This window comes from Sarcina ventriculi (genome assembly GCF_900456775.1).
GTDB lineage: Bacteria > Bacillota > Clostridia > Clostridiales > Clostridiaceae > Sarcina > Sarcina ventriculi.
Window position 1 is genome coordinate 420998 of the sequence record NZ_UAUL01000007.1, and the last position, 24316, is coordinate 445313.

The window sequence follows — 24316 nt, forward strand, 5'->3', positions numbered from 1 at the left end:
TTTTATTTATAATTTTCAAATAGTTTAGAATCATCAGGTACGTTTTCTAAATACTTAATCTTTCCTTGTTCATCAATTTCTGCAATATCTATTCCAAGTTTAGTATATACCTTACCATCCTTACTTTTTCCACAAACAGCCCACTTAGCTTCATATCTATTTGTACTTTTATTGAACTTCCACTCTTCATGCATATGTTTAATATCTGCATTATTTTCATATATTAAATCTAAAAATTTTTTCCATTCATCAATTCCATTCTTAATATTGCCTGCTAAAACAAATGACATATCTTCTGAAAAAAGACTGATTAACTCCTCCTTTGCATTTTTACTTGTTCTTGCTTCATCAAATAATAAAAAAATATTTGTTTAAAATTTCCATATTAACTATCCTTTCATAAACAATTTGTGTATTTTTTAATATGAACTCTTTTATTTATACACATAAACTATATATAATTTATGTATTTTATAATGTAATTATATATCATTTCTTTTAAAGTACACAAAATAACTCCTTTAATTATAATAAAATTTACATCATTAAAATTAATAATTTTTTGATATAATAAGAATTATTAATTTATGAAAAATAAATCTGAAACAAATTTTAAAATTTAAATAATAGAGTAACATTCTAAGAGTTTTCTAATATAATAAATAATATATATTTTTAAAGGACTTTTTATTATGTCAAAGTTCATTAAGAAAAATAAAAAAATTGAAGAAAATTTAATAGGCGCTTATAAAACCATTGAAAAAACTGTTGTAACAACCTATAAAAAAATAGAAAACAAATTTGTAGATACTTTTTTATCTAAAAATAATGAAGTAACTAAAAATTTTAAAAAAACATCTGAAAAAAAAGACAAAAAAAATAAAGAAAATTAATATAAAACTCTCTTCTAAGAACCAAGATAATAATAATTTAAGTTCTTAAAAGAGAGTTTTTTAATTGAAAATTACATAAAAATATAAAATTTTTATATTCCTTTAACAATAACATTTTAACTGCGATATAATTTTATCTTCAATTCCTTCACAATCGGTTCCACCTATAACTATACTTGGTTTAGTCTTCCCATGAAAATCACTTCCGCATGTTAAAAGTAATTTATGCTTTAAAGAGAATTTTTTATAAAATTCTACTTGCTCTCTACTATGATAACTGCTGTAAACTTCTATTCCTTTAATACCGCAAGAAATAATTTGTTCTAATAAATTTATGTTTTCCTTAATATTATTTCCTGGGTGAGCTAAAATAGGAATGCCTCCACTTTCTTCAATAATGTTAATCGCCTCTTGCAAACTTATAAAACTCACTTCAGCATAAGCTGCCTTTCCTTGAGCACAATAATCCCAATAAAAATTAACATATGGATTATCACTCCTAGAACCATTTTCATAGTAAGGCATAAGAAGCGGATTTTCATGATTTTTATCAAATTTCATAGCTGCTTCAGCAATCATTTCACCATTAACTACTCCATTTCTAGATAATGAATTAATAACCTCATCTGAAAAATCTATTCCTAACTCTTTAACCAATTTCATACGTTTTTTTGATGCAAATTGTTCTTGTTTTATGATGTTATCCTCAATATCATAAAATACTGTTTTATCACAATCTATCCCATACCCTAAAACATGCAAATTAATTTCATTAAAAGTACAATCTAATTCTATTGCTGGAATAATATTGATATTTTTACCAACGCAATATTCTTTTGCTTCTTTTATTCCTCTTACACTATTGTGATCTGCAATAGAGAAATACTTTATATTTTTTTCTAAACATAAATCAATTAACTGTTTAGGTTCAAATTCTCCGTCATCACTGTAGCAAGAATGCATATGCAAATCTATATAACTCATTTTCTCTCCTCCCTTATCTTTGTAACTTTCTTACAAAACATTTTAACAACTAAACATTTTTATGTAAATTAAACAAAATAAAATGATAATTTTTTTTCATTTATTTTCCCTAAAGTTATTATTCATGATAAATATTACTCATCTTTTCGTATACATATTTTTTTATATAAATATAACTAATATAATAAAAGAAAAAAATAGGGGGGACACATATGAATGATATAAAAGTAATTGTAATGGATGTGGATGGTACTTTAACTAATAGTAAAAAAATAATAACAAAAAAGACTAAAGAAACTTTAATTGAAGCTCAAAATAATGGTGTTCTTTTGGTTTTAGCCTCTGGAAGACCTACTTCTGGATTAATTGATTTTGCTAAAGAACTAGAAATGGATAAACATCATGGGCTTTTAGTTTGCTTTAATGGTTCTAAAGTTATTGATTGTGAAACTAATGAAATTTTATTTAATGAAACTATGACTGTTGAAGAGGGACAAGCTGTTTTAGAACATTTAAAGAAATTTAATATTAAACCTATGATTGATAAAGATGATTATTTATATGTTAATGATGTTTTTGATTGCAACATACAAATAAAAAATGAACCTTTTAATATAATTCAATATGAGGCTCGTGGTGGTAAATTTAAGTTATGTGAAAAAGATAATTTAGTAGCCTTTGCTGACTATCCACTAAATAAAATCTTAACTGCTGGGGATCCTGAATACCTAGAAGAACACTATAAAGAAATAATGGAGCCATTTAAAGATAGTTTAAGTTGCATGTTTACTGCTCCATTTTACTTTGAATTTACTGCTAAAGGAATTGATAAGGCTAAAGCTTTAGATACTGTCTTAACTCCTATGGGATATAAAAGAGAAGAAATTATTGCTTTTGGTGATGGTCATAATGATATTTCAATCATTAAATATGCTGGAATTGGTATTGCTATGGACAATGCAGTAGATGCCTTAAAAAAAGTAGCTGATGAAATAACTTTTTCTAATGATGAAGATGGAATTGCTCATACATTAAACAAATTCCTTCCAATATATTGTTTAACTTAACTACTAAAATTTAACAAGAATATTGTATAATGTTCATGAGGTGATTCTTATGAACATTTTTAGCAAATTAAATAAAATAACTAATCTTACTGAAAATGAAAAAACATTGGTTAAATATATAGAAAATAATTCTGAAGATTTTATAAAAATGAGTGCTGTTGAAATTAGTGAAGTTGCCTTTGTTTCAACCTCTACTATTTATAGATTATGCCAAAAATTAAATTTGGCTGGATTATCAGAATTAAAGCTTCAAGTATCTATGTCTATTAGTGAATATTTAAAAGAAGATACTTCAATAGACTATAATTACCCATTTAAAGAAAATGAAACACAAAATCAAATTACTATTAAAATAAAGGAATTATATGAACAAACTTTAATATCAACATTAAATTTAATAGATACAAAACAATTAAAATTAATATCTAATGTTTTAAATAAATCACATCATATTGATTTTTATACTTCTGCAGGAAATATTTATTTTGCACAAAATTTTAAATTTCAAATGCAAGAAATTGGAACTTTCGTTAATGTTCCAATAGAAGAATATCATCAACTTTTAACTGCATCTACTAGTGATGAAAGTCATGTAGCAATAATAGTTTCTTTTGAAGGCAGAGGATTTATAATAGAGAAATTAGCTAGAACTTTAAAAACAAACAAAACACCAATTATATTAATTTCCTCTACTAACAAAAATTCTTTAACTAAATATGCAAACTATCACTTATATTTAAGTTCTAATGAAAATCACTACAATAAAATTTCATCTTTTTCAACACGATTATCATTATTATATATTTTAGATTGCATATATACCTCATATTTCAAATTTAATTATAATAAAAATATAACTTATAAACTTGATGCTTATAAAAAATTATCTGATAAATAATTTATTTACAAAAAAATATTAGCTATGTTTTAAAAAATATTTTTTAAAACATAGCTAAATCTTATATCCTAAGAAGCCTCTTCAAATTGGCTATTATATAATTCTGCGTAGAAACCACCCTTTTCAAGCAATTCCTCATGGTTTCCACTTTCTAAAATATCTCCATCCTTTAATACAAGTATAATATCAGCATTTTTAATTGTTGAAAGTCTATGTGCTATAACAAAAGAAGTTCTTCCCTCCATAAGTTTATCCATAGCTTGTTGAATTAAAAGCTCTGTTCTTGTATCTACTGAACTTGTTGCTTCATCTAAGATTAACATTGGTGAATCCTTAATCATTGCCCTTGCAATGGTTAATTGTTGTTTTTGTCCTATTGATAGATTAACTTTATCACTTAAAACAGTATCATATCCATCATGTAAATTTTCTATAAAACTATCTAATCCTACCGCCTTACATGCTTTTTTAATTACCTCATCTGGCACATCAGTTTTGTTATATACTAAATTTTCTCTAATACTTCCTTCAAATAACCAAGTATCTTGAAGCACCATACAGAATAAATCATGGATATTTTCTCTTGTTAAATCACTTATAGGTACATCATCAATTAATATTTCACCACTATTTATTTCATTAAACCTCATAAGTAAGTTTACTAAAGTTGACTTACCTGCTCCTGTTGGCCCAACAATTGCAATCTTTTGTCCAGGTTTTGCAACAGCTGAAAAATTATTTATTATTATTTTACCTGTACCCTTATATCCAAATTTAACATTTTTAAATTCAACTTTTCCATCAGCATTTTCAAGAGCTAAAGCTTTATGACTCTCATCTTCCATTTCTTCAGCCTCTAAAAATTCAAACACTCTGTGACTTGCAGCAGCTGCTGATTGCATACTTTGAACCCCTTGTGCAATTTGACCAAGTGGCTGTGTAAAATATCTAACATACATAATAAATGCTACAATTATTCCAAAAGATATACTTCCATTCATAGCAAGTATTGCACCTACTATACAAACTGCAACATATCCTAAATTACCTATAAAAGTCATAATAGGCATCATAAGTCCTGAAAGGAATTGTGCTTTAAAAGCACTATCTTTAAGACTATAATTTAAACTTTTAAATGTATGCCTCATTTGTTCTTCTGCATTAAAAGCCTTAATTACAGTATGCCCTGAATATACTTCTTCAATATGCCCATTTATCTTTCCCAAATATTCCTGTTGATTAGTAAAATATTTTTGAGACTTCTTCATGATTACTGACATTAGTGCAAACCCAATAATTGTTGACATAACAGCAGTTATTGCCATAATAAAATTCGTTTTTAACATCATAACTAAAGAACCTAAAAATAAACATATCGCACTTATCAAAGTTCCTGTACTTTGATTCAAAGCTTGTCCAATTGTATCTACATCATTTGTAACACGAGAAAGTAAATCTCCTGTGGTATTATTGTTATAATACCACATTGGAAGTTTATTTATTTTTTTAGAAATATCTTTTCTTAAATTTTTAGTGATTCTTTGAGTAACAGTTGCCATTATATATCCTTGAGTTAAGTTTAATATAACACTTGCTCCATATATAATAACAAGAATTAATCCTATTGAAGTTATCTTTTCCATGTCAATACTAGTTAATATTCCATTAGTTATAGTATCTGTCATTTCAGAAAGCTTATCAGGACCTAATAAGGATAAAATAGTTGCAATTACTGCACTTGTTAATGCTATAACTATTATAGGCATATAACTTTTGCAATAAACTATAAGTTTGCCCAAATTTTTTTCTGTTTTTTTCTTTTTATCCATTATATAGCCTCCTCTTCTAAAACTTCTACCTCTTTTACTGTACTTAATTCTTCTTTTGAAAGTTGTGAATAAGCAATTTCTTGATATACATTACACTCTTTCATTAAATCATCATGTTTTCCCATACCAACAATTAGTCCATTATCTAATACAATTATTTTATCAGCCTCTTTTATACTGCTAATCCTTTGAGCTACTACTATAGTTGTTGTTCCAACACTTTCATGTTTTAAAAACTTACGAAGTTTGCTATCAGTTTTATAATCTAAAGCAGAAAATGAATCGTCAAAAATTAAAACCTCTGGATTACGGGATATCGCTCTAGCTATTGATAAACGTTGTTTTTGTCCACCAGAGAAATTATTTCCCCCTTGTGAAACATGAGCCTCATATTGACCATCTAACCTCTCAACAAATTCAGTTGCTTGAGCCCCATAAATTCCATAAACAACATCATCTTTTGATATTTTTGACCTTCCATTATCACCAAATGCTATATTAGATTCAATACTTCCTTCAAATAAAGTTACCTTTTGAGGTACATAACCTAACTTATTTCTAAGATGTTTTTGATCATATTCTTTTACATTCATACCATTAACTAAAACCTCACCCTCTGTTGCATCATAAAATCTAGGAATAAGATTAATTAATGTACTCTTTCCAGAACCTGTTGCACCAATAAATGCCACAGTTTCTCCTCTATTTACCTTAAAACTAATATCTTTTATCACATAATCATCAGCATCTGGATACTTAAAACTAACATTTTTGAATTCTATTTCTCCAACTGCACTAACAATTTCTTGTGAAGTTGTCCCATTTTTTATCTTAATTTCTGCATCTAATACCTCATTAATTCTCTTTGCTGCAACTGATGCACGAGGCATTAAAATAAATACTATAACAAGCATCATAAATGCCATAACAACTTGCATTGCATATGATGAGAAAACGACAACGTCTGAAAATAATCCCATTCTACTTGTTATATCTGCATTTTGAATAAGTACTGCTCCAACCCAATATATTGCAAGAGTTAATCCACTCATTATAAAGCTAATGCTTGGCAGTAACGTTGCCATAACACGGTTAGCAACTAAGTTAACACTTGTAAGTTCTGAGTTTGCCTCTTCAAATTTATCTTCTTGATATCTTTCTGCATTATATGCACGAGTAACAGAAATACCTGAAAGATTTTCTCTTGCAATACGGTTTAAATTATCAGTTAATTTTTGAAGTTTTGCAAACCTTGGAAGAGCTATTGCAATACATATACCAACAATAATTAATAATATTAAAACAGCTATTCCTGTTGTTAAAGATAGCTCCCAATTCTTCCCTGTAATCTTTAAAACAGCCCAAACAGCTAATATAGGTGCTTTTATCAATAACTGTAAGCCAATAACTATAAATGTTTGTACCTGAGTTACATCATTTGTCGAACGTGTTATTAAGCTTGCTGTTGAAAAATTATTTATTTCTTCCATAGAAAAATCCTGAACTTTGTCATACAATTTAGACCTAAGCGTAGCTGAAAAATTTGAAGCTATTTTTGCAGCAAGTGCGGCAACAATAACTGATGCAATTAAGCTACCTAAAGCACAAAGAAGCATCCATCCACCTGCGGTTAAAATCTCACTCATTTCACTTCCTTGTGTTTGGACAAGTCTTGTAATATCGCTCATGTAATCTGGCAATCTTAAATCTAGCCACACTTGCAACACTATAAATACAACACTAACACTTAAGAGTAGCCATTCTTTGCCTTTAAAATTTTTAAATATCTTTAACATAAAATTAAACCCCTTCCTACTAATTTCCTGTTAGTATATTAATATATAAATATAAACTTAAAATAAACTTTTTGGAAAATATGATTTTTATATTAAATAAAAAAAGAACTATTCTTAGAATATCTATGAATAATTCTTTTTAAATGTATTAATATTTAATTTATTCTATAGGCAATGTAATCGTAAATTTGGTTCCCTTAGATAAAACACTCTCACATTTTATTGTTCCTGAATGCAACTCTACTATTTTTTTAACCATTGTTAAACCTAAACCATTTCCTTTTGTTGCATGAGATGTGTCGCCTTGATAAAACTTATCAAATATTTTAGGTATGACATTTTCACTTATTCCTATGCCATTATCACTAAATATCATAATAATATTATCATCTCTTTTCTTAACAATAACTCTAATAATGCCATTATCATTGATAAATTTAATAGAATTTCCTAATAAATTTAACCATACGTGACTTAACATTTCTTTATTCCCAATTAAAATACAATCATCAATATCAATATTTAATGAAATATTTTTATCTTTAAATTTAGGTTCTAAGAGAAGTATATTTTGACGGATTTGTTCTCCTACATTAAATTTTTGTTTATCTTTTAATATAGCTTGTCCCTCTATTTTTGAAAGATTTAAAACATTAGTAGCAAGATAACTTAATCTTTGAGATTCCTCTATAATTATATCCAAATATTCATCTCGCTCCTCCTTAGATAAAGTATCATCTTTCAATATTTCAGCAAAGCCTTTTATAGATATAATAGGTGTTTTAAATTCATGAGAAAAATTATTTATAAAATCTGTACGAAGCACCTCCATGCTTCCTAATTCTTCTGCCATAAGATTAAAGTTTTTAGATAACACTATAAATTCTGGAGGATATTTTATATTAAGACGTGTAGTAAAATCGCCACGTGATAATTTAGCAGTAGCCTCAATAAATTGTCTAATACGCTTAAGCACAATTCTACTTGAAATAGTCGAAACCACGATTCCAATAATTATACACGAAATAAGAGTTATTATTGGAAGCAACATCTTATTTTGAATGTTTTTATCATTTACAATTCCTACATATACCAAAAAATATACTAACCCACCAGCAATGATAGTAATTATTAAATTTATAATAAATATTATAATAGAAAATGATATTGTTAAACTAATCTTACCTATAAATTTTTTACATCTATTCATTCCTTTCATCTTTTTTTACCGCCTTATATCCAAGTCCCCTAACTGAAACTATCTCAAATTCTGGATAAGAATCAAATCTCTTTCTTAAGCGATTAATATGCACATTAATAGTTGTGTCATAACTTTCCGTTTCCATTCCCCATATTTCATCCATTAATTGAATTCTAGTAAATATCTTATCTGGATAAGATAAAAGCTTGTACAATAAATAAAACTCTTTTTGAGGCAAAGTTTGCTTTTCACCATCACGAGTTACAGTTAAAGAATCATAATCTAAAGTAACCTTTCCAATATTAATTTTTTTTGAAAGGAAAATTTGAGAACGACGAAGAAGTGCTTTTATTCTAAGAAGCATCTCCTCTGTATCAATAGGTTTTGTCATATAATCATCAGCTCCAGCAACAAAACCTTTTATTTTATCCTCTTGCAATTGCTTTGCAGTAACCATAAGTATTGGTATCATACATTCCCCTTCCCTAAGCTCTTTTGCAAACTCAAACCCATCCATATTAGGCATCATAACATCTAAAATAATTAAATCGATATGATGATTATCAAGAACTTCCATTCCCTGCACTCCATCCTCTGCTACAAAAACAGAATATCCTTGCCTTTTTAAAATAGTTTCCATTAATTTTCTAGTATGTTTATCATCTTCAACAACTAATATGCTAATCATAATATATCCTCCGCCATTATTTACATTATTTATTATTATAATACTTTTAGTGAATAAATTTAAAATAAACTTATTAATACACATCTATAAAAACTACAATTTTTCAAAAAGGTAAAGGTTGATGTTACAGTAAAAGTAATTGGATATGCTCTTTATAATGCTAGTGCAGGATATTTTAAAATATTTGATGTCTATGATATAAAAAAAATACCCACCTAGTTAATCTAACCAAGTGGCTTCTATATATTAAATTTAAACTAAAACTTCAACATTATCAATTGCTTCATAAATAGCTTCAGCAGCTTTTTTATATCCACCACAAGCTTTTAAAGATTCACCTATCTTTTTAGCATTTTCTTTATAAGAATCATCTGATAGAATCTTATTAACCGCACTTCTTATAGCTTGGACACTTCTATCCTCCATTAAAGCTATACCAGCACCTAACTCTTCAACTCTTTTTGCAACTACAGGTTGGTCCCCAAATTGTGGTACAACTACTAAAGGAACACTATTATATAATCCTTCACTTGAACTATTCATTCCACCATGAGTTATAAATAAATCAACTTTCTTTAAAACTTCAAGTTGTGGAACATAGTTGTACACTTTAAAGTTTTCAGGTATTTTTTCTAAATCTTTAATATCGGTTTTATTTCCTATGGACATTATAACAGTCAAATCCTTATTAGAACCCAAAGCCTCAAAACACCTTTTATAAAATTCTAGGTCTGTATTTGCAATAGTTCCTAAAGATATATATATAACTTTTTTATTTTCACCATTCTCTATTGTAAAATCTTCAAGTTCATGTCTATCAAATATAGAAGGCCCAACAAATTTATATGTTTCATCAAATTCATCTGAGTTAGGTTGAAAGTATTTAGATGTAAATACTATAGTTAAATCATATTTATCTCCCATTAATAAATCCATAGGGTTTTTGGGAAAATTTATACCAAACTCTTTTCCTAATTTTTTAAATTTAGGTGCTAATGTAAGAAAAGTTTTCATCATCTCTAACATATCTTTATTATCTTTTTCCATTATACTTGAAACACTATTAGATATTTTCTCATTCATAGCAAAAATTGTAGATGTTGCTATAACCTTTTTAATTTTAAACTTTTCTATAATTTTTGTTCCTGGTTTTATAAAAGGATCAACCACTAAATAATCAAATTCTCCCTCTTGTTTTATAGCAAGATTTAAAATGTCTTTACATATCTTTATATACTGTTTTCCCATATTACTAATACTACTTGTTTGACCATTAAATGCTGATAAATCTGCTTCATATCCTACAAAATTAGCCCCTGTATTCTCGAATTTATCTCTAAATTCTTCTCCTGCTATATATGTTATACTATCTCCTTTGCTTATAAGTTCATTAACTAAACCTATTGTTGGATTAACATGTCCATGTGCTGGAACCATTAAAAATAATCCTCTTGCCATAAAAGTCACTTCTTTCTCTTAATTATTTTTCTTATTCTATTTATAGCAAATATTTCATAGTACAACCATTATCAAATTGTAAGATATGTATATACAAAAACACATAAACGTAAAATAATTTTACACTTATGTGTTTTTGTCAAAATAAATTCAGTATTTATTATTAAATTTTTATACTATATTTCATAAGGCATTATACCTACTGATATTATTTTAGATAGTTCATAAGCTAATTTTTTTTCATCAACTTGTTCTTTCTCATATTGCTTTAGTAAAAATGTTGTAATACCACAGGAATAAAAATCAACTATTACATCTAACTCTTCATAACTAATTTTCTTTTTTAAAACTTTCTTTCTAAATAGTTCTTGCAAATACTTATTAACCACCTCAAGGGCTATTACAGCTATCTCTTCTTTTCTTTGAGATATTACCTGTTTTTGAATAATTGTTTTTCTTTTACTTATTTCAAGAATAAATATTTGTAAAGCTTCCTCTAAAGAAGATGTATTAAGACTATTAGCTAATACTGTTCTCATATCTTTTCCAAATTTATATTTTACAACATCCATTATATCTCGAAAATGATAGTAAAATGCTTGCCTTGAAATATTACAAGCATCTACTAAATCTTTAATTGTAATTTTATCTATACTCTTATATTCCATCATCTCTTCAAAAGTATTTCCTATAAGACTCTTCATATCCACTGGCATAATCTTTTACTCCTCTATACAAATTCCTCCATAGCTATTAAGCCTTTTTTCTTTGTATAATATTATAACATTTTACATTTTAATTGAGATATATTCATTGTTACACAAAGCTATTGTGTTAATTTTAAAAAAGAAGATATTTTTAATATTAAATTTGTGTAGTATTAAATTATTTTTTCCCTAACTTAGTTAAAACTTTTATTGTTATATCTTCAAGTGCAGTTGCAATCTTATTATATTCATCTCTTGGAATACAATCATTTAAAAATTCTTGCCACTCATCAATAATTTTATCTAATTCTTCCTTATAATCTAATGCTTTTTCAGTTAAATAAACACAATTAATTCTTTTATCTTCTTCACTTTTTTCACGTCTTACAAAGCCTTTTTTTTCTAAAGACTGAAGAGTTCTAGTTATTGCAGATTTATCTGTGTATTTTCTCTTAATTATAAAATCTTGGTGGCTTCCATCATTCTCATACAAATTTAATAAGCATATAAATTCAGCAAATTTTAAATCATAAGGTTTAAGTTTTAAATTTACATAAGCCTGAAAGTTATTGCTGAGAATATCAGCCCATTTAGATAATTTTATTCTTTCATTTAAACCCATGATATCCTCCTATAAATAAAACTCTCTTTTATTTATTATTTTCTAAAATATTAACTTTATTTTTTTTATATCCAAATGAAACTTGATTATCTATTTGTGATTTTATTCTATTATAATCAATACCTGTTTTAATATCATTACTTAAATCATTAACCGAAATAACCTCTACTACAATTTCATTTGTTTCACCATCATCTTCTAAATTAATAGACTTTTGATTAGTACCGCTTTTTTTAATTTTAGATAACACAATAATAACAATAGAAAATATAATAGCCACAATTGCTAATACTTCAGCAGCATAAAAAGAACCAATAACATTTCCTAAGTTAAGAAATTTAGCTATATAATCTAATACTATAGGACATATTGCTTCACCAACATATATTGAAGTTGTTACTATAGTAATAGCAAGTGATGTATGTTTATTATGAACACACTTTGAAGCGTAATAAAGTGAATAAGGTACAATAAGCCCAAATCCTACACCAACTAAAACAACTCCAAGTCCCATAAAAGTAAATGTATTAGCTGAAATTAAAACTATTAAACCAATTGCTATAATTATAAATGAGATTAATATTAACGTTTCTTTGAATATTCTTAGAACTCTTCCAAATGACATAGCTGAAAAAAATGCAAACAAAGTAACTAATGTTATTAAAATAGCTGATGTTTCAGAATTTCCTAAATTTCTATTTTCAATTAAAAGTGCTATATTAGTTGGAATACTATAAAAAGTTATAAAAGCTAATATTATAATAACTGCATATTTAAATACCTCTAAATTTAATTTTATATGCTTAGTTTCATTATGTATACTCTCTTTACGATTTTCTGGCGCATATCCATCAAAAGGCGCAACTTTTGGAAGACAAAATATCACAACAAGTAATATAGGTAAAGCTATTAAATATATTAAAAATATATTATGCCAATCAATAACAGCTATAATTCCAACAATTGGTGTAGCTATAACTCCTCCGATATTACTACAAGCACTTGAATATCCCATAAATTTTGCTCTATCTTTTCCTTCAAAAAAATCACCTACTAAAACCAAAGACATAGGTGCAATGATTCCAAGTCCTATACCAAAAATTCCTCTTGCCCCTAAAAGCATATATATATTATTTGAAAAATAACATACTATAGCTCCTATTAAATAAATAATTAGACCTAAAATAAGCAAATATTTTTTTCTTATATGTCTACTAAATTGATTACTAAGTAAACTTATAGGAATACATATTAATGCTGGAATTGTTACTATTGATTTTATTAATGTCGGACTTACTTGCGGAAAATTAACTTTTATAATAGCAAGAGATGGCCCTATTGCTGATGTAGCAATTATAGTTAATAAAGCCACAGCTAAAACAGCTAATTTTGTAGCATTCTTAGTATTTTTCATATTTTCCTCCTTTGTTTATTGCAAGATAAAACTTTATTTCAAATTTAATATGAATTAAAATTAAAGATTTAAAACTCTTGATAAAAAAATTAATCTATAATACTAATACAGTATAAATTAAAATAAGTTGATTTGTCAACTAAATTAAAATTTAAAAATTACTATACAACAAAAAATATCTTTAAAGGTCTAGTTCCTTCAAAGATATTTTTAGTAATCTTATAAAATTATTTATTTTAAATACAATTAAATTACCTTGTGGATAGCTTCCGCAGCTTTTTTATATCCACCACATTCTCTTAAAGATTCGCCAACTTTTTTAGCATTTTCTTTATAAGAATTATCAGATAAAATTTTATTAACTGCATTTTCAATAGCTAAAGGAGATATGTCCCCCATTAAAGGAACACCAGCACCTAATTCCTCAACTCTTTTTGCAACCACAGGTTGGTCTCCAAATTGTGGAACAACTATTAAAGGTACATTATTATATAAACCTTCACTTGAACTATTCATTCCTCCATGAGTTATAAATAAATCAACTTTCTTTAATACTTCAAGTTGTGGAACATAATTATACAATTTAAAATTTGTAGGAATTTGTCCTAAATCACTAATATTAATTTTCTTTCCTACAGACATTATAACCATTAAATCTTCTCTAGAACCTAAAGCCTTAAAACAATTCTTATAAAATTCAATATTTGTATTTGCAATAGTTCCTAAAGATATGTATACAATTTTCTTGTTTTTAGAATTTTCTATTTTAAAATCTTCTAATTCACGTCTATCAAATATAGATGGCCCAACAAATTTATATGTTTCATCAAAAACTTCTGCATTTGGTTGATAATACTTAGATGTAAACACTATAGTTAAATCATTTTTAACTCCAGTTATTAATTCTATTGGCTTTTCTGGAAAAGATATACCGAACTCTTTTCCCAATTTTTCAAATTCAGGTTTTAACTTTATAAAATTTTCAGTCATCTTATCAATTGTTGATTTATCTTGTGACATAGATTTTAAAATTCTTTCAGAAAATTCTTTATTAATAGCAAAAGTTGTAGATATTGTTATTACTTTTTTAACTTTAAACTTTTCTACAATTTTTGTTCCAGGTCTTATAAAAGGGTCAACTACTATATAATCAAATTCTCCCTCTTGCTCTATAGCTAAATTTAAAATATTTTTAAATATTTTTAAAAACCTTTCTCCCATATTATCAATTGTATTTTTGCCATCAAAATCTGAAAGATCCAAATCAAAACCTATAAATTTAGCACCAGTATTTTCAAATTTACTTCTAAATTCTTCAGAACATATGTAAATTATTTCATCTCCTTTTCTAATAAGCTCATTAACTAATCCTATTGTTGGATTAACATGTCCATGTCCTGGAAATGCTAAAAACAACCCTCTTGCCATTATAAATCCCTTCTTTCTTTTTATCCTAAGTAAAATTTATATAATTATTTATAACATAAATTTTAAATCTATAAATAAAAATTCTATAAAATTTTTATAAAATCTCTATATTAGTTAACATAAAAAAATCTTCTAAAATTATTTTTAATCATTTTTAGAAGATTTTTTAGAATTATATACTTTTTATTTATTATTTTTTAACCACATAATAGCACTATAAGTATATATAGCTGCTCCAGTAACTAACACTTCTTCATTAAATTCTACTTTAGGATGATGCATTGGTAATCCATGTTTGGGATTTTCACTACTACTACCTGCCCCTACCATAAAGAAAACAGAAGGAACTTCTTGTGAATAATATGCAAAATCCTCCGAGCCCATACCTTGTCCACCTTTATACTGAATCACTGATTTTTCTCCTACAATATCTTTTATGTAAGACGCAATCTCATTGGTTAAAACAAAATCATTTTTTAATGGCGGAACTGATGATATTTTTTCTAACCTTGCTTTTCCTCTAAATAGTTGACCTGTTGATGTAACTATTTCATTCATTCTTTCATAAATAAAATCTCCTGTTTCCTTTGACATGCTACGTATCGTTCCTTCCATAACCACATTATCTGGTATTACATTTGGAGCATCTCCTCCTAAAAATTTACCTATAGTAAGAACAGCTGATTCACTTGCCGAAATTTCTCTACTTATAATTTCTTGTAAAGATATATATATATGTGAAGCAATATTAATAGGATCGACACCTTTCTCTGGCATAGCTCCATGACACCCTTTTCCATCTATAATTATTCTAAATCCAATACAGTTGGCTGTACCAGTTTCTAAAGTGTATAAAATTGTATTAGTAGGCCCACCAGAAAAAACATGTAATCCCATAGCAGCATCAACCTTTGGATTTTCAAGCACACCTGCATTAATCATCCTCTTTGCACCAGTAAAGCCTTCCTCATCTGATTGAAATATTAATTTAATTGTCCCCTCTATTTCATCTTGATATTCCTTAAGAAGCTTAGCCGCACCTAAAAGCATTGCCGTATGCATATCGTGTCCACAAGCATGCATGTTTCCATTAATTGATTTAAATTCACAATCACTTTCTTCTTTTATATTTAATGAATCCATATCAGCCCTTAAAAGAAATGTTTTTCCTTGCTTTTTCCCTTGTATTGTAGCAACAACACAACTTTCACATATCTCTTTTGGTTCATAACCAAATCCTCTAAGCTTATCCATTACATAAGCAGTAGTTTTGGGAAGATTTTGACCAAACTCAGGGTTTTCATGAATAGTCCTTCTAAAGGTTACTATTTCATCTTTTATTAATTGAGCATTTTCTAATATTTTTCTCATAAATTTGCCTCACTTTATTTTATAATAAATTCAACTTTTTTACTTTTATTATATTATATGTTAAAATATTTGAAAACACATTTTGATTAAATATGGATTTTTTCTTATTTTTTTGTAAAATTTATTATTATAAATTATACACCTAACCTATAACTATCTGTATCTCTATATTTCCCAAATTTTATTCCAACTTCTTTTAAGGTTCCACAAAATTCAAACCCAAACTTTTCATGAAGCTTTTTGCTCCCCTCATTCCCTGATGTAATAACTGAAATTACTGTATGTGTTCTTTCATCTCTTTTAGCTTCATCCAAAATAGAATCCATAAGAGCGGTTGCAACTCCTTTTTTTCTATAACTAACTCCTATATATATAGAAAGTTCTACTGTACTTTTATATGCTTCTTTTTCACGATAAGAAGATAGACTTGCATATCCCGCAATATTTCCATCAATTTCTGCTACAATTAAAGGATGATTATCTACATTATGACTATAAAACCAATCCTCTCTTTCTTCTAAAGTCTTTGTTTCCAAATCAAAAGTCGCTACTCCATGTTCTACTTCATAGTTATATATATCCAAAAGTTCTTTTAAATCTTCTTTTTTCGCTTTTCTTATTATCATTTTAATTCACCTTTTCCTCTTCAATTTTTTTAAATATCATTAAATCCTGTTCTTTTTATATATTAATTATGTCGTTTAAAGTCCTTAAGTCAAGCTTTTTCTAAATTAAACTATCTTTTATCAATGAATAAATTAACAATATTTGTGGAAAAATTACTACTAGGAGGCGAAAAAGATGGATGTAACTAAAAAAGAAGAAACTATAAAACAATTAAATAGCTTTTTAAAAGGAATAAATATGGGAATAGACTCTTTTGAAATATATTTGGACAAAACAGATAGTTCTAAACTAAAACATGAATTCACAAAAATTATATCTAAATTTAAGTCCCAAAAAAAAATAATAATTTCATATATAGAAAAAGTTAATGGAGATCCTAATGACTCTCTAGGTGTAAGTGGAGAAATAGCAAGCTTTTTTGAAAGAGTAAAAGATATATTTATGAATAATGATGATGAAATTTTAAAAAGTGCTACAAAAGCAATGGATATGGGTATAAAAGGTGGTTCAAACGCAATAACTAATTTAAAAAATATTAATGCAAATCAATCCATGATTAATAGCTTAAATGATATGTTGCAAGAATATGAAATAATACTTAATAATTTAAATCTACTTTATAAAAAAAGTGTTATAAAATAATCACAACACTTTATCAGTGCAAAATATAATTATAATAAATAGTCTAATAATAAATACATGGTTTAATTTACATCTTAATCTACACTATTAAAAAGCAAATTTAAATATTTGCTTTTTAATCAGCACTATTTTTATATGCTTTTGAAAACTTTTCAATGAATAATAAAATCTCTTCTTTATAGCATATAATTTTCAAACATTTTTCTATTTAATAATTGTTTTTTATTTTTAATTGTATAAATATTATATATTTTTTTTAATTTAATTAATAATATGTTAAATTTATACCACATATACTAATAAATATGTTATATAATTTCTATGATAATACTTTCCAATAAAATTAAATAAATTAAGGTAAAATTAGTTTAATATTATATATTTACCTATTATTTAAATATGTATATCAAGTATTATTTATGTATACGTTATCTAAAAAAATTAATACCATATAAAGCTTTATAAAAATAATTGTTATATATAACTAAATGAAATTAAAATTATTTTTTAACAATCCATTAGGAGGTAACTAAATGAAACTAAAAAAACTTGTATCACTAATTACACTAGCAGGAACGATTGCTCTTAGTTCCCAAGTTGTATCTGGAAATGTATCTCAATTTAAAAGCATTACGTTGTTATCTAATTCACCTAAAATTGAATCGACTTCATCAAGTTCAACAAATCAAAATATAAAAACAAATAAAAATACAAAAACTCCAGTTGTAAATGAAAATGTAAAAACTACAAATATAAAAAATATAACAACAAATGAGAATACAAATCCCCTATCTAACAACACAATAACATTAAATAATACTTGGAGCCAAAATATAGGAACTCTAACTTTCAATCCAACTACTAATAAAATTCAATTTAATTCTGGTTGGGCAGAAACAAATCCTTATGCATCAAGTAGTCAAGAACTATTTGCAATAACCCTATACTCTAATAATGGACAAGTAATCAAATCTGTAAATGTCTATGGTGGTGGACAATATGCTGAAAATGCATTATCTCAAGCATTTAATAATTTAGACTATACATATGGTGATATTATACAAATAACATATCCTTATTCCTCAAGTAGAATAAGCATTTCTAATGTTAATGGACAATCAAATTATAATATAAGTAAAACAACATCATTTGTTATACAACAAAGTGGATTGAAAGAAATAAATACTTTAAATATAAACCCAATATATTATACTCTAAACAGTAACAAAACAACCGTATCAGGAACTACAACTGCAAACACTCAAGTTAATATATGGATAAACAATAAAGATTATACAACTACTTCAAACGCTAATGGAGATTTTTCATTAAACATTTCAGCAGATGAAAATATAACAAGCTCAACTAACATAGAAATAGAAAGTAATGGCGCATTACAAACTATAAATCCTACACTAAATCCTAATGTATATAAAATTCAACAAAATGTAATAACATTAAATAACACATGGCAACAAAGTTTAGGAACAATAACATTTAATCCACAAACTTCACAATTACAAGTAACAAGAGGAAACGCAATAACAAATCCATATGCTTCTAGTACCCAAGAATTATTTGCTATCACTTTATTATCAAGCAATGGTCAAGTAATAAAAACAGTCAATGTCTATGGTAATGAGTGGCCTGAAGATGCTCTATGTAATGCATTCAATAATCTAAAATATACATATGGAGATATTATACAAATATCTTATCCTTATTCATCAAGTAAAATAAGCATTTCTAATATAGACGGTAAAACTTATAATGTAAATAAAACTGTATCATTTGTTATTGAGGAAAGTGGATTAAAGCAAGTAAATACTTTAAAAATTAATCCTGTATATTATCAATTAAATAGTAATAAGATAACTGTATCAGGAACTACAACGGCAAATACCCAAGTTAATATCTGGATAGACAATAAAGATTATACAACTACTTCCAACGCTAACGGAGATTTTTCTTTAGATATAACAGCTACAAATAATATTACTAATACAACTAACATACAGGTTGTAAGCAATGGCTCTGTACAAAACATAACTCCAACTTTGAATCCTAATGTATACAAAATACAAAACAATAGTATTAGTTTAAACAACCACTGGAATCAAAACATAGGAACATTAAGTTTTAACCCAAGTACAAATAAAATTCAATTCAATTCTGGCTGGGCTGAAACAAATCCATACGCTTCTAACACACAAGTATTATTTACAGTTGCTTTATATTCTAATACTGGAGAATTAATAAAATCTGTAAATGTCTATGGTGGTGGGCAATATCCTGAAAATGCTCTATCTCAAGCATTTAATAACTTAAATTATACATATGGGGATATTATACAAATTGTATATCCTTACTCTTCAAGTGAAATAAACATATCTAATGTTAACGGAAAAACCTATAATGTAAATCAAACTGCAACATTTAGCATAGAAAAAAACGGTTTAGTATCAACAAATATGGAACACATAAAAGTAAACCCTTTTGATGTTTTAGGTAATGGAAGTGTTACATCTGGAACACTTAGTGGTAGCACTAATAAACCTAATCAAACAGTAACAGTATTAGTAAATGGACAAACGTTTACTACTAAAACTAACTCTAATGGTGAATTCAGTTTAACAATATCAGATTCTAATGGATTTACAGACTCAACTAATATAGTTGTTCAAACATCTGGAGAACTTGCTACAATTGTAAATCCAACAGCTATTAATACCCTTGGAATACTAAAATCCAATATAACTATATCTGATAAAGATCAAGATGGTACTTTTGGTCAAATGGTTAGTTTTAATCCTGCAAATATGACAGTAGTAGATAATAATCATTCTAACTTTGCAGTACAACTTATAGACCAAACAACTGGTAATGTATTAACAAGTTGTACTCCAAGTCAATTTAGTGTATTTTCATCAAGCAATAATTTAAATGGTGCAAGTTTTAAATATGGAGATATAATTGCAGTCTATGAACCTCAAGAAATAGAATTATCTATGGGGCAATTATTACTTAATAGTGGACAAAGTCAAATCGATTGTACAAATCAATTTAAATGCTTTGAAATAACTCAAAATGGATTAGTTGCAGTAGCAAATAAAAATTTAACAACTTCTCAAGTTTTATATACTGGAACAAAAAATATGACTCTAACTGGAAAAACTTTAGCTAATACAAATGTTACTATATCCTATGGAAATACCTCTAAAGTAGTTGAATCTAACTCTAATGGAGAATTTTCATTAGACATTCCAATTGATCAAGCTCCAATAGGTAGTGAAGTTAGAGTTTTTGTTAATAATCAAAATGTTTCTTTATTAACAGTACAATATGCATCAAATATGCATGTAAGTCAGAATAAAATAGAAGTTTTAAATAACACAAATGTTCCTATTTTTGATATAGCATTTAATCCAGTTAACCAAACACTTCAAGTTACTCAACAACCAATAAATGATAAAGAATATACAGGAGCTTTTTACGGTAATACATTAAATATATCTATTATAAACCCTATTACTGGTAATACAATAAAATCTTTTAGTAGTAATGAGTTAAATGATGTATCTAGCATTGTTAATCAAATTAATAATACTCCATATACAAACGGCGATATAGTTGAAATTTCATATAATCCTTCTTATACAAAAGTTAATGTTTATTCTGGAAAAAATAATATCGGAAATTCAACAGGTGCAAGAGAATACTTTGAAATAACAAATAATGGATTAGAAAATTTAAATAATAAATTTGTCCAAGTTCAACCAGTCGATATCCTAGGTTCAAATGGAAATATAACAAAAACAAATGTAGAAGGTACAGCAAATCCAAACACTCCAGTAATTATATCAGTAGATGGACAAACTTTTACAGGTACAACAAATTCAAGTGGAAACTTTAATATTCCTATAACTGATATTAATGGATTTACTAGCAATACTGAAATAACCATAACAACAAAAGGATATATCCCAACAATCATTAAACCTACTATAAGTTCAGACATAAAATTAGCTAATAGTTATATAAATTTTTATAACAATAATGGAAATATTGGAGCTCTAGTATCAAGCATTGCATTTAACCCTGAAACCATGCAATTTACTGTAAACAACTATTCTAATAGTTTTGGTAATGGACAATCTCATTATTTCGACTTAACTCTATATAATAGCCAAGGACAAGAAATTTCTAATTCTTCTATTAATAATGGTTCTACAAATCAATTAACTGAAGCTTTAAACGGTAAATCTTTTAGTTATGGTGATATTATAGGTTTAAGTTATAATACAAATATTTCTAAACCAGTAATTTTAAATGGAAATACTGTATTAGGTAATATAAGTGGTAACACAGAATATTTTGAAATAACTAAAGATGGGTTAGTATCTGTTAAATTTGGACAAAATGCTTATACAAGCAATGTATATTGGCAAGGAAATAACTTAGTAGTAAATAGTAATTTAGCTAACGGTCAAAGTGAAAGTATTTTAAATGGCAATAAAAAATTAGTTATTTTAAATTCAAGCAATCAGATAATTGATTCAGTAGACACAACTAATTTAGATAATAACACTTCAAGTGTACAAGGGATAATTAGTGAATCAACTTTAAGTAATTTAGCTAAAGGAGAAAACTACACATTTGCTTTAGATATAAACAATGAATTATTTCCAATAAAAGTATTATCAAATATACAAAGTAATTCTAATTTCTTATTAAACGCAAATACAGATAATTTACTTACAATAAGCATCAAACCAACTCCAACAATTACTATAAATAATTCAAGTGATATATCACAATATCTTAATAAAATAAATAGTAATATCAGTTCATCAATAACCCAAAACGGTAATAGCGACATCTTAACTAATGCAAGTTTAAACTATGATATTACTGCTAATGAATTTATAAGTAGAATCGGTGAAAACAACCTTGAAAACTTTATTAATCAAAGCACAGCTAATAAAGAATTTATAAATTGGGTCTTAAATAATCAAACTGCAATGCAAGAATATTTAGAAGGGACAAGTCAAGAAGGAGTAAATATAAATGGACTTCAAATTTGGTCTAATATTTGGAATACATATGCTAATTCAAGATACGGATTTAATTTAAAATTAGCTATTGCAACTGCTATAGCTAACGCTAATCCAATAGCTTCATGGCCATGTAATGGTAATATAGGAAATCCTGTTGAAAGATATAATATTTTTGAAACATTAAACGCAGATGGTGGTATGCTTCCTATATTTAAAACTTTAGATATAAAACATTTAATATATGTAGTTAATACAAATGTACCAAATTCTCAAATAATGGAGTTAAGAGATGTAATTCTACAAAATCATAATGGTTTTATAAATTCTAGCAACGGTGGATTGAATAATATAGCTTATACCATAAACTATAATGAAACAAATCCACATACAGGAACAAGCGTATTTGGCCCTGATTTTTATGGCCCAAATCCTAATGTTTTAGATGTGTGGTATGACGGAGGAGTTTGTGGAGCTACATCAAAGCTAGGTGCATCATCATGTCAAGTATTTGGAATTCCAGCACAACCAGTTGGACAACCAGGTCACTGTGCATTTATATATTATACTGATGGTCAATGGGAAATAGGTAATAATATATTTGGCTGGTCTCAAAGTCAAGGAGCTGATGTAAGTGGATGGTCAAGTGGAATAACAACAAACATATACAATACTAATTATGACTTATTATATCAAAATGCAGATACACCAGCTTTAGAAAAATCTAATGAATATTTATGGCTAGTTAACTCTAACATATCATATCAAGAAAAAATGAATGCTATAAATGAAGCTATATCTATTCAACCATTAAACTTAAGAGCATGGCTTGATAAAATTAATTTAATGGAAACTAATAATGATTTAACTGCACAAGACTATCTAAATCTTTCAAATGAAATTATTAGTACATTTAAACAATATCCAATGCCTATGTTTGATACATTACTTCAAATAAAAGACCAAATATTACAAAAGGGAACTACTGAACAATTTAATGAATTTGTTAATTCTATTACAAATGCATTAAATTCAGTAACAAATTCAAATCAACAAGCCACAGCTAAAGAAATGTTACAATCAATGTCTCAGTAAGGACTTGTAGACAATGAACAACCTGTTCTAGGAACAATAATTCTTGATACTTGGGGAAGAAACACCACTAATATAATTTTCCAAAATGGTGTAATTTCAGCTAATGGCTCTCATACTTGGATTGGAAGTTCTAATAATGATGGAATAAATATCAAGTTATATTCTTCAAATATGGATTTAATAAAAAATATTAACGCTGAAGGAGAAGAATTTGGAGCTAACCAACAAGGTTATGACCTTACAGGTTTAATAAATGGTACAAAATATACTGTTGGAGATATAATCTCTATAAATTATAACCCTGGAGCAAACTCTAAAGGACAACTATACTTAAAAAATAAAAATCTTCAAGTTAACAAAATAGCTAATAATGTCGTATATCAAATAACTAATAATGGATTAGTAGCATTAAATGGAACATACACAGCTCCTAACGGAAGTAAATATACTATTGATAATGGAAATATTTCTAAATAGAATATTTATATAAAAAAACCACTAGCTTAGCTAGTGGTTTTTCATTTATCACATAAATTATATTA

The 24316-nt window shown here is 26.7% G+C and carries 19 protein-coding genes; 6 read left to right on the top strand and 13 right to left on the bottom strand.

Features of this window, described 5'->3' with window-relative positions:
* Positions 1-2 precede the first annotated feature (2 nt).
* Complete coding sequence (locus DR020_RS06180; protein ID WP_207655889.1) at positions 3-290, bottom strand: hypothetical protein; 288 nt, start codon at positions 288-290, stop codon at positions 3-5.
* Positions 291-692: 402 nt separating this feature from the next.
* Between DR020_RS06180 and DR020_RS06185 the strand changes: the two genes are divergently transcribed.
* A complete protein-coding gene (locus DR020_RS06185) occupies positions 693-893 on the top strand; it encodes a hypothetical protein (protein WP_112365527.1) in 201 nt (66 codons plus the stop codon).
* 102 nt (positions 894-995) lie between these two features.
* Here the strand turns inward: DR020_RS06185 and DR020_RS06190 are convergent, their stop codons facing one another.
* Positions 996-1877, bottom strand: coding sequence for a PHP domain-containing protein (locus tag DR020_RS06190; RefSeq protein ID WP_112365528.1), 882 nt, complete (start codon positions 1875-1877; stop codon positions 996-998).
* Positions 1878-2089: 212 nt separating this feature from the next.
* Here DR020_RS06190 and DR020_RS06195 point away from each other — a divergent pair, with 212 nt between their 5' ends.
* Positions 2090-2944: a Cof-type HAD-IIB family hydrolase gene (locus DR020_RS06195; protein WP_112365529.1), complete on the top strand. Its 855-nt coding sequence runs from the start codon at positions 2090-2092 to the stop codon at positions 2942-2944.
* A 49-nt stretch (positions 2945-2993) separates the two neighbouring features.
* Positions 2994-3842 (top strand): MurR/RpiR family transcriptional regulator, encoded by an 849-nt coding sequence (locus tag DR020_RS06200; protein WP_055259034.1) that lies wholly within the window; start codon positions 2994-2996, stop codon positions 3840-3842.
* 68 nt (positions 3843-3910) lie between these two features.
* Here the strand turns inward: DR020_RS06200 and DR020_RS06205 are convergent, their stop codons facing one another.
* The 11 genes from DR020_RS06205 to DR020_RS06255 all read right to left on the bottom strand — a co-directional run bounded on the left by DR020_RS06205 (position 3911) and on the right by DR020_RS06255 (position 16982).
* Positions 3911-5671 carry an ABC transporter ATP-binding protein gene (locus tag DR020_RS06205; RefSeq protein ID WP_058993538.1) on the bottom strand — a complete coding sequence of 587 codons (1761 nt, stop codon included), beginning with the start codon at positions 5669-5671 and terminating at the stop codon, positions 3911-3913.
* The gene (locus tag DR020_RS06210; protein ID WP_055259046.1) at positions 5671-7467 is read right to left on the bottom strand and encodes an ABC transporter ATP-binding protein; all 1797 of its coding nucleotides are present in this window, start codon (positions 7465-7467) and stop codon (positions 5671-5673) included. Before DR020_RS06210 ends, DR020_RS06205 begins: the two co-directional genes overlap by 1 nt.
* Before the next feature lie 160 nt (positions 7468-7627).
* Entirely contained in the window at positions 7628-8686 is a 1059-nt protein-coding gene (locus DR020_RS06215) for a HAMP domain-containing sensor histidine kinase (RefSeq protein WP_235865669.1), read from the bottom strand.
* Complete coding sequence (locus tag DR020_RS06220; protein WP_055259050.1) at positions 8670-9356, bottom strand: response regulator transcription factor; 687 nt, start codon at positions 9354-9356, stop codon at positions 8670-8672. Before DR020_RS06220 ends, DR020_RS06215 begins: the two co-directional genes overlap by 17 nt.
* 252 nt (positions 9357-9608) lie before the next feature.
* Positions 9609-10814 carry a macrolide family glycosyltransferase gene (locus DR020_RS06225; RefSeq protein WP_112365530.1) on the bottom strand — a complete coding sequence of 402 codons (1206 nt, stop codon included), beginning with the start codon at positions 10812-10814 and terminating at the stop codon, positions 9609-9611.
* A 176-nt stretch (positions 10815-10990) separates the two neighbouring features.
* A complete protein-coding gene (locus DR020_RS06230; RefSeq protein WP_112365531.1) occupies positions 10991-11530 on the bottom strand; it encodes a TetR/AcrR family transcriptional regulator in 540 nt (179 codons plus the stop codon).
* 169 nt (positions 11531-11699) lie between these two features.
* Complete coding sequence (locus tag DR020_RS06235) at positions 11700-12143, bottom strand: MarR family winged helix-turn-helix transcriptional regulator (protein WP_058993544.1); 444 nt, start codon at positions 12141-12143, stop codon at positions 11700-11702.
* A 28-nt stretch (positions 12144-12171) separates the two neighbouring features.
* Entirely contained in the window at positions 12172-13557 is a 1386-nt protein-coding gene (locus DR020_RS06240; RefSeq protein ID WP_112365532.1) for an MFS transporter, read from the bottom strand.
* 246 nt (positions 13558-13803) lie between these two features.
* The gene (locus DR020_RS06245) at positions 13804-14985 is read right to left on the bottom strand and encodes a macrolide family glycosyltransferase (protein ID WP_112365533.1); all 1182 of its coding nucleotides are present in this window, start codon (positions 14983-14985) and stop codon (positions 13804-13806) included.
* A 183-nt stretch (positions 14986-15168) separates the two neighbouring features.
* On the bottom strand, positions 15169-16356 hold the full coding sequence (locus DR020_RS06250; protein ID WP_112365534.1) for a M20 metallopeptidase family protein: 1188 nt from the start codon (positions 16354-16356) through the stop codon (positions 15169-15171).
* Between the two features lie 134 nt (positions 16357-16490).
* Positions 16491-16982 (bottom strand): GNAT family N-acetyltransferase, encoded by a 492-nt coding sequence (locus DR020_RS06255; RefSeq protein ID WP_055259064.1) that lies wholly within the window; start codon positions 16980-16982, stop codon positions 16491-16493.
* Positions 16983-17157: 175 nt separating this feature from the next.
* Between DR020_RS06255 and DR020_RS06260 the strand changes: the two genes are divergently transcribed.
* The 3 genes from DR020_RS06260 (at position 17158) to DR020_RS06270 (ending at position 24251) form a co-directional block, all read left to right on the top strand.
* The gene (locus tag DR020_RS06260; RefSeq protein ID WP_058993554.1) at positions 17158-17625 is read left to right on the top strand and encodes a DUF2383 domain-containing protein; all 468 of its coding nucleotides are present in this window, start codon (positions 17158-17160) and stop codon (positions 17623-17625) included.
* Positions 17626-18158: 533 nt separating this feature from the next.
* Entirely contained in the window at positions 18159-23774 is a 5616-nt protein-coding gene (locus tag DR020_RS06265; protein ID WP_112365535.1) for a beta strand repeat-containing protein, read from the top strand.
* A 171-nt stretch (positions 23775-23945) separates the two neighbouring features.
* A complete protein-coding gene (locus DR020_RS06270) occupies positions 23946-24251 on the top strand; it encodes a hypothetical protein (RefSeq protein ID WP_112365536.1) in 306 nt (101 codons plus the stop codon).
* The last annotated feature ends 65 nt before the right edge of the window (positions 24252-24316 follow it).

What these genes read in the sequence shown, in the direction of transcription:
- DR020_RS06180 (WP_207655889.1), bottom strand. Translation starts at nt 290, where the DNA reads ATGTCATTTGTTTTAGCAGGCAATATTAAGAATGGAATTGATGAATGG.
- DR020_RS06185 (WP_112365527.1), top strand. Translation starts at nt 693, where the DNA reads ATGTCAAAGTTCATTAAGAAAAATAAAAAAATTGAAGAAAATTTAATA.
- DR020_RS06190 (WP_112365528.1), bottom strand. Translation starts at nt 1,877, where the DNA reads ATGAGTTATATAGATTTGCATATGCATTCTTGCTACAGTGATGACGGA.
- DR020_RS06195 (WP_112365529.1), top strand. Translation starts at nt 2,090, where the DNA reads ATGAATGATATAAAAGTAATTGTAATGGATGTGGATGGTACTTTAACT.
- DR020_RS06200 (WP_055259034.1), top strand. Translation starts at nt 2,994, where the DNA reads ATGAACATTTTTAGCAAATTAAATAAAATAACTAATCTTACTGAAAAT.
- DR020_RS06205 (WP_058993538.1), bottom strand. Translation starts at nt 5,671, where the DNA reads ATGGATAAAAAGAAAAAAACAGAAAAAAATTTGGGCAAACTTATAGTT.
- DR020_RS06210 (WP_055259046.1), bottom strand. Translation starts at nt 7,467, where the DNA reads ATGTTAAAGATATTTAAAAATTTTAAAGGCAAAGAATGGCTACTCTTA.
- DR020_RS06215 (WP_235865669.1), bottom strand. Translation starts at nt 8,686, where the DNA reads ATGAAAGGAATGAATAGATGTAAAAAATTTATAGGTAAGATTAGTTTA.
- DR020_RS06220 (WP_055259050.1), bottom strand. Translation starts at nt 9,356, where the DNA reads ATGATTAGCATATTAGTTGTTGAAGATGATAAACATACTAGAAAATTA.
- DR020_RS06225 (WP_112365530.1), bottom strand. Translation starts at nt 10,814, where the DNA reads ATGGCAAGAGGATTATTTTTAATGGTTCCAGCACATGGACATGTTAAT.
- DR020_RS06230 (WP_112365531.1), bottom strand. Translation starts at nt 11,530, where the DNA reads ATGCCAGTGGATATGAAGAGTCTTATAGGAAATACTTTTGAAGAGATG.
- DR020_RS06235 (WP_058993544.1), bottom strand. Translation starts at nt 12,143, where the DNA reads ATGGGTTTAAATGAAAGAATAAAATTATCTAAATGGGCTGATATTCTC.
- DR020_RS06240 (WP_112365532.1), bottom strand. Translation starts at nt 13,557, where the DNA reads ATGAAAAATACTAAGAATGCTACAAAATTAGCTGTTTTAGCTGTGGCT.
- DR020_RS06245 (WP_112365533.1), bottom strand. Translation starts at nt 14,985, where the DNA reads ATGGCAAGAGGGTTGTTTTTAGCATTTCCAGGACATGGACATGTTAAT.
- DR020_RS06250 (WP_112365534.1), bottom strand. Translation starts at nt 16,356, where the DNA reads ATGAGAAAAATATTAGAAAATGCTCAATTAATAAAAGATGAAATAGTA.
- DR020_RS06255 (WP_055259064.1), bottom strand. Translation starts at nt 16,982, where the DNA reads ATGATAATAAGAAAAGCGAAAAAAGAAGATTTAAAAGAACTTTTGGAT.
- DR020_RS06260 (WP_058993554.1), top strand. Translation starts at nt 17,158, where the DNA reads ATGGATGTAACTAAAAAAGAAGAAACTATAAAACAATTAAATAGCTTT.
- DR020_RS06265 (WP_112365535.1), top strand. Translation starts at nt 18,159, where the DNA reads ATGAAACTAAAAAAACTTGTATCACTAATTACACTAGCAGGAACGATT.
- DR020_RS06270 (WP_112365536.1), top strand. Translation starts at nt 23,946, where the DNA reads ATGGATTTAATAAAAAATATTAACGCTGAAGGAGAAGAATTTGGAGCT.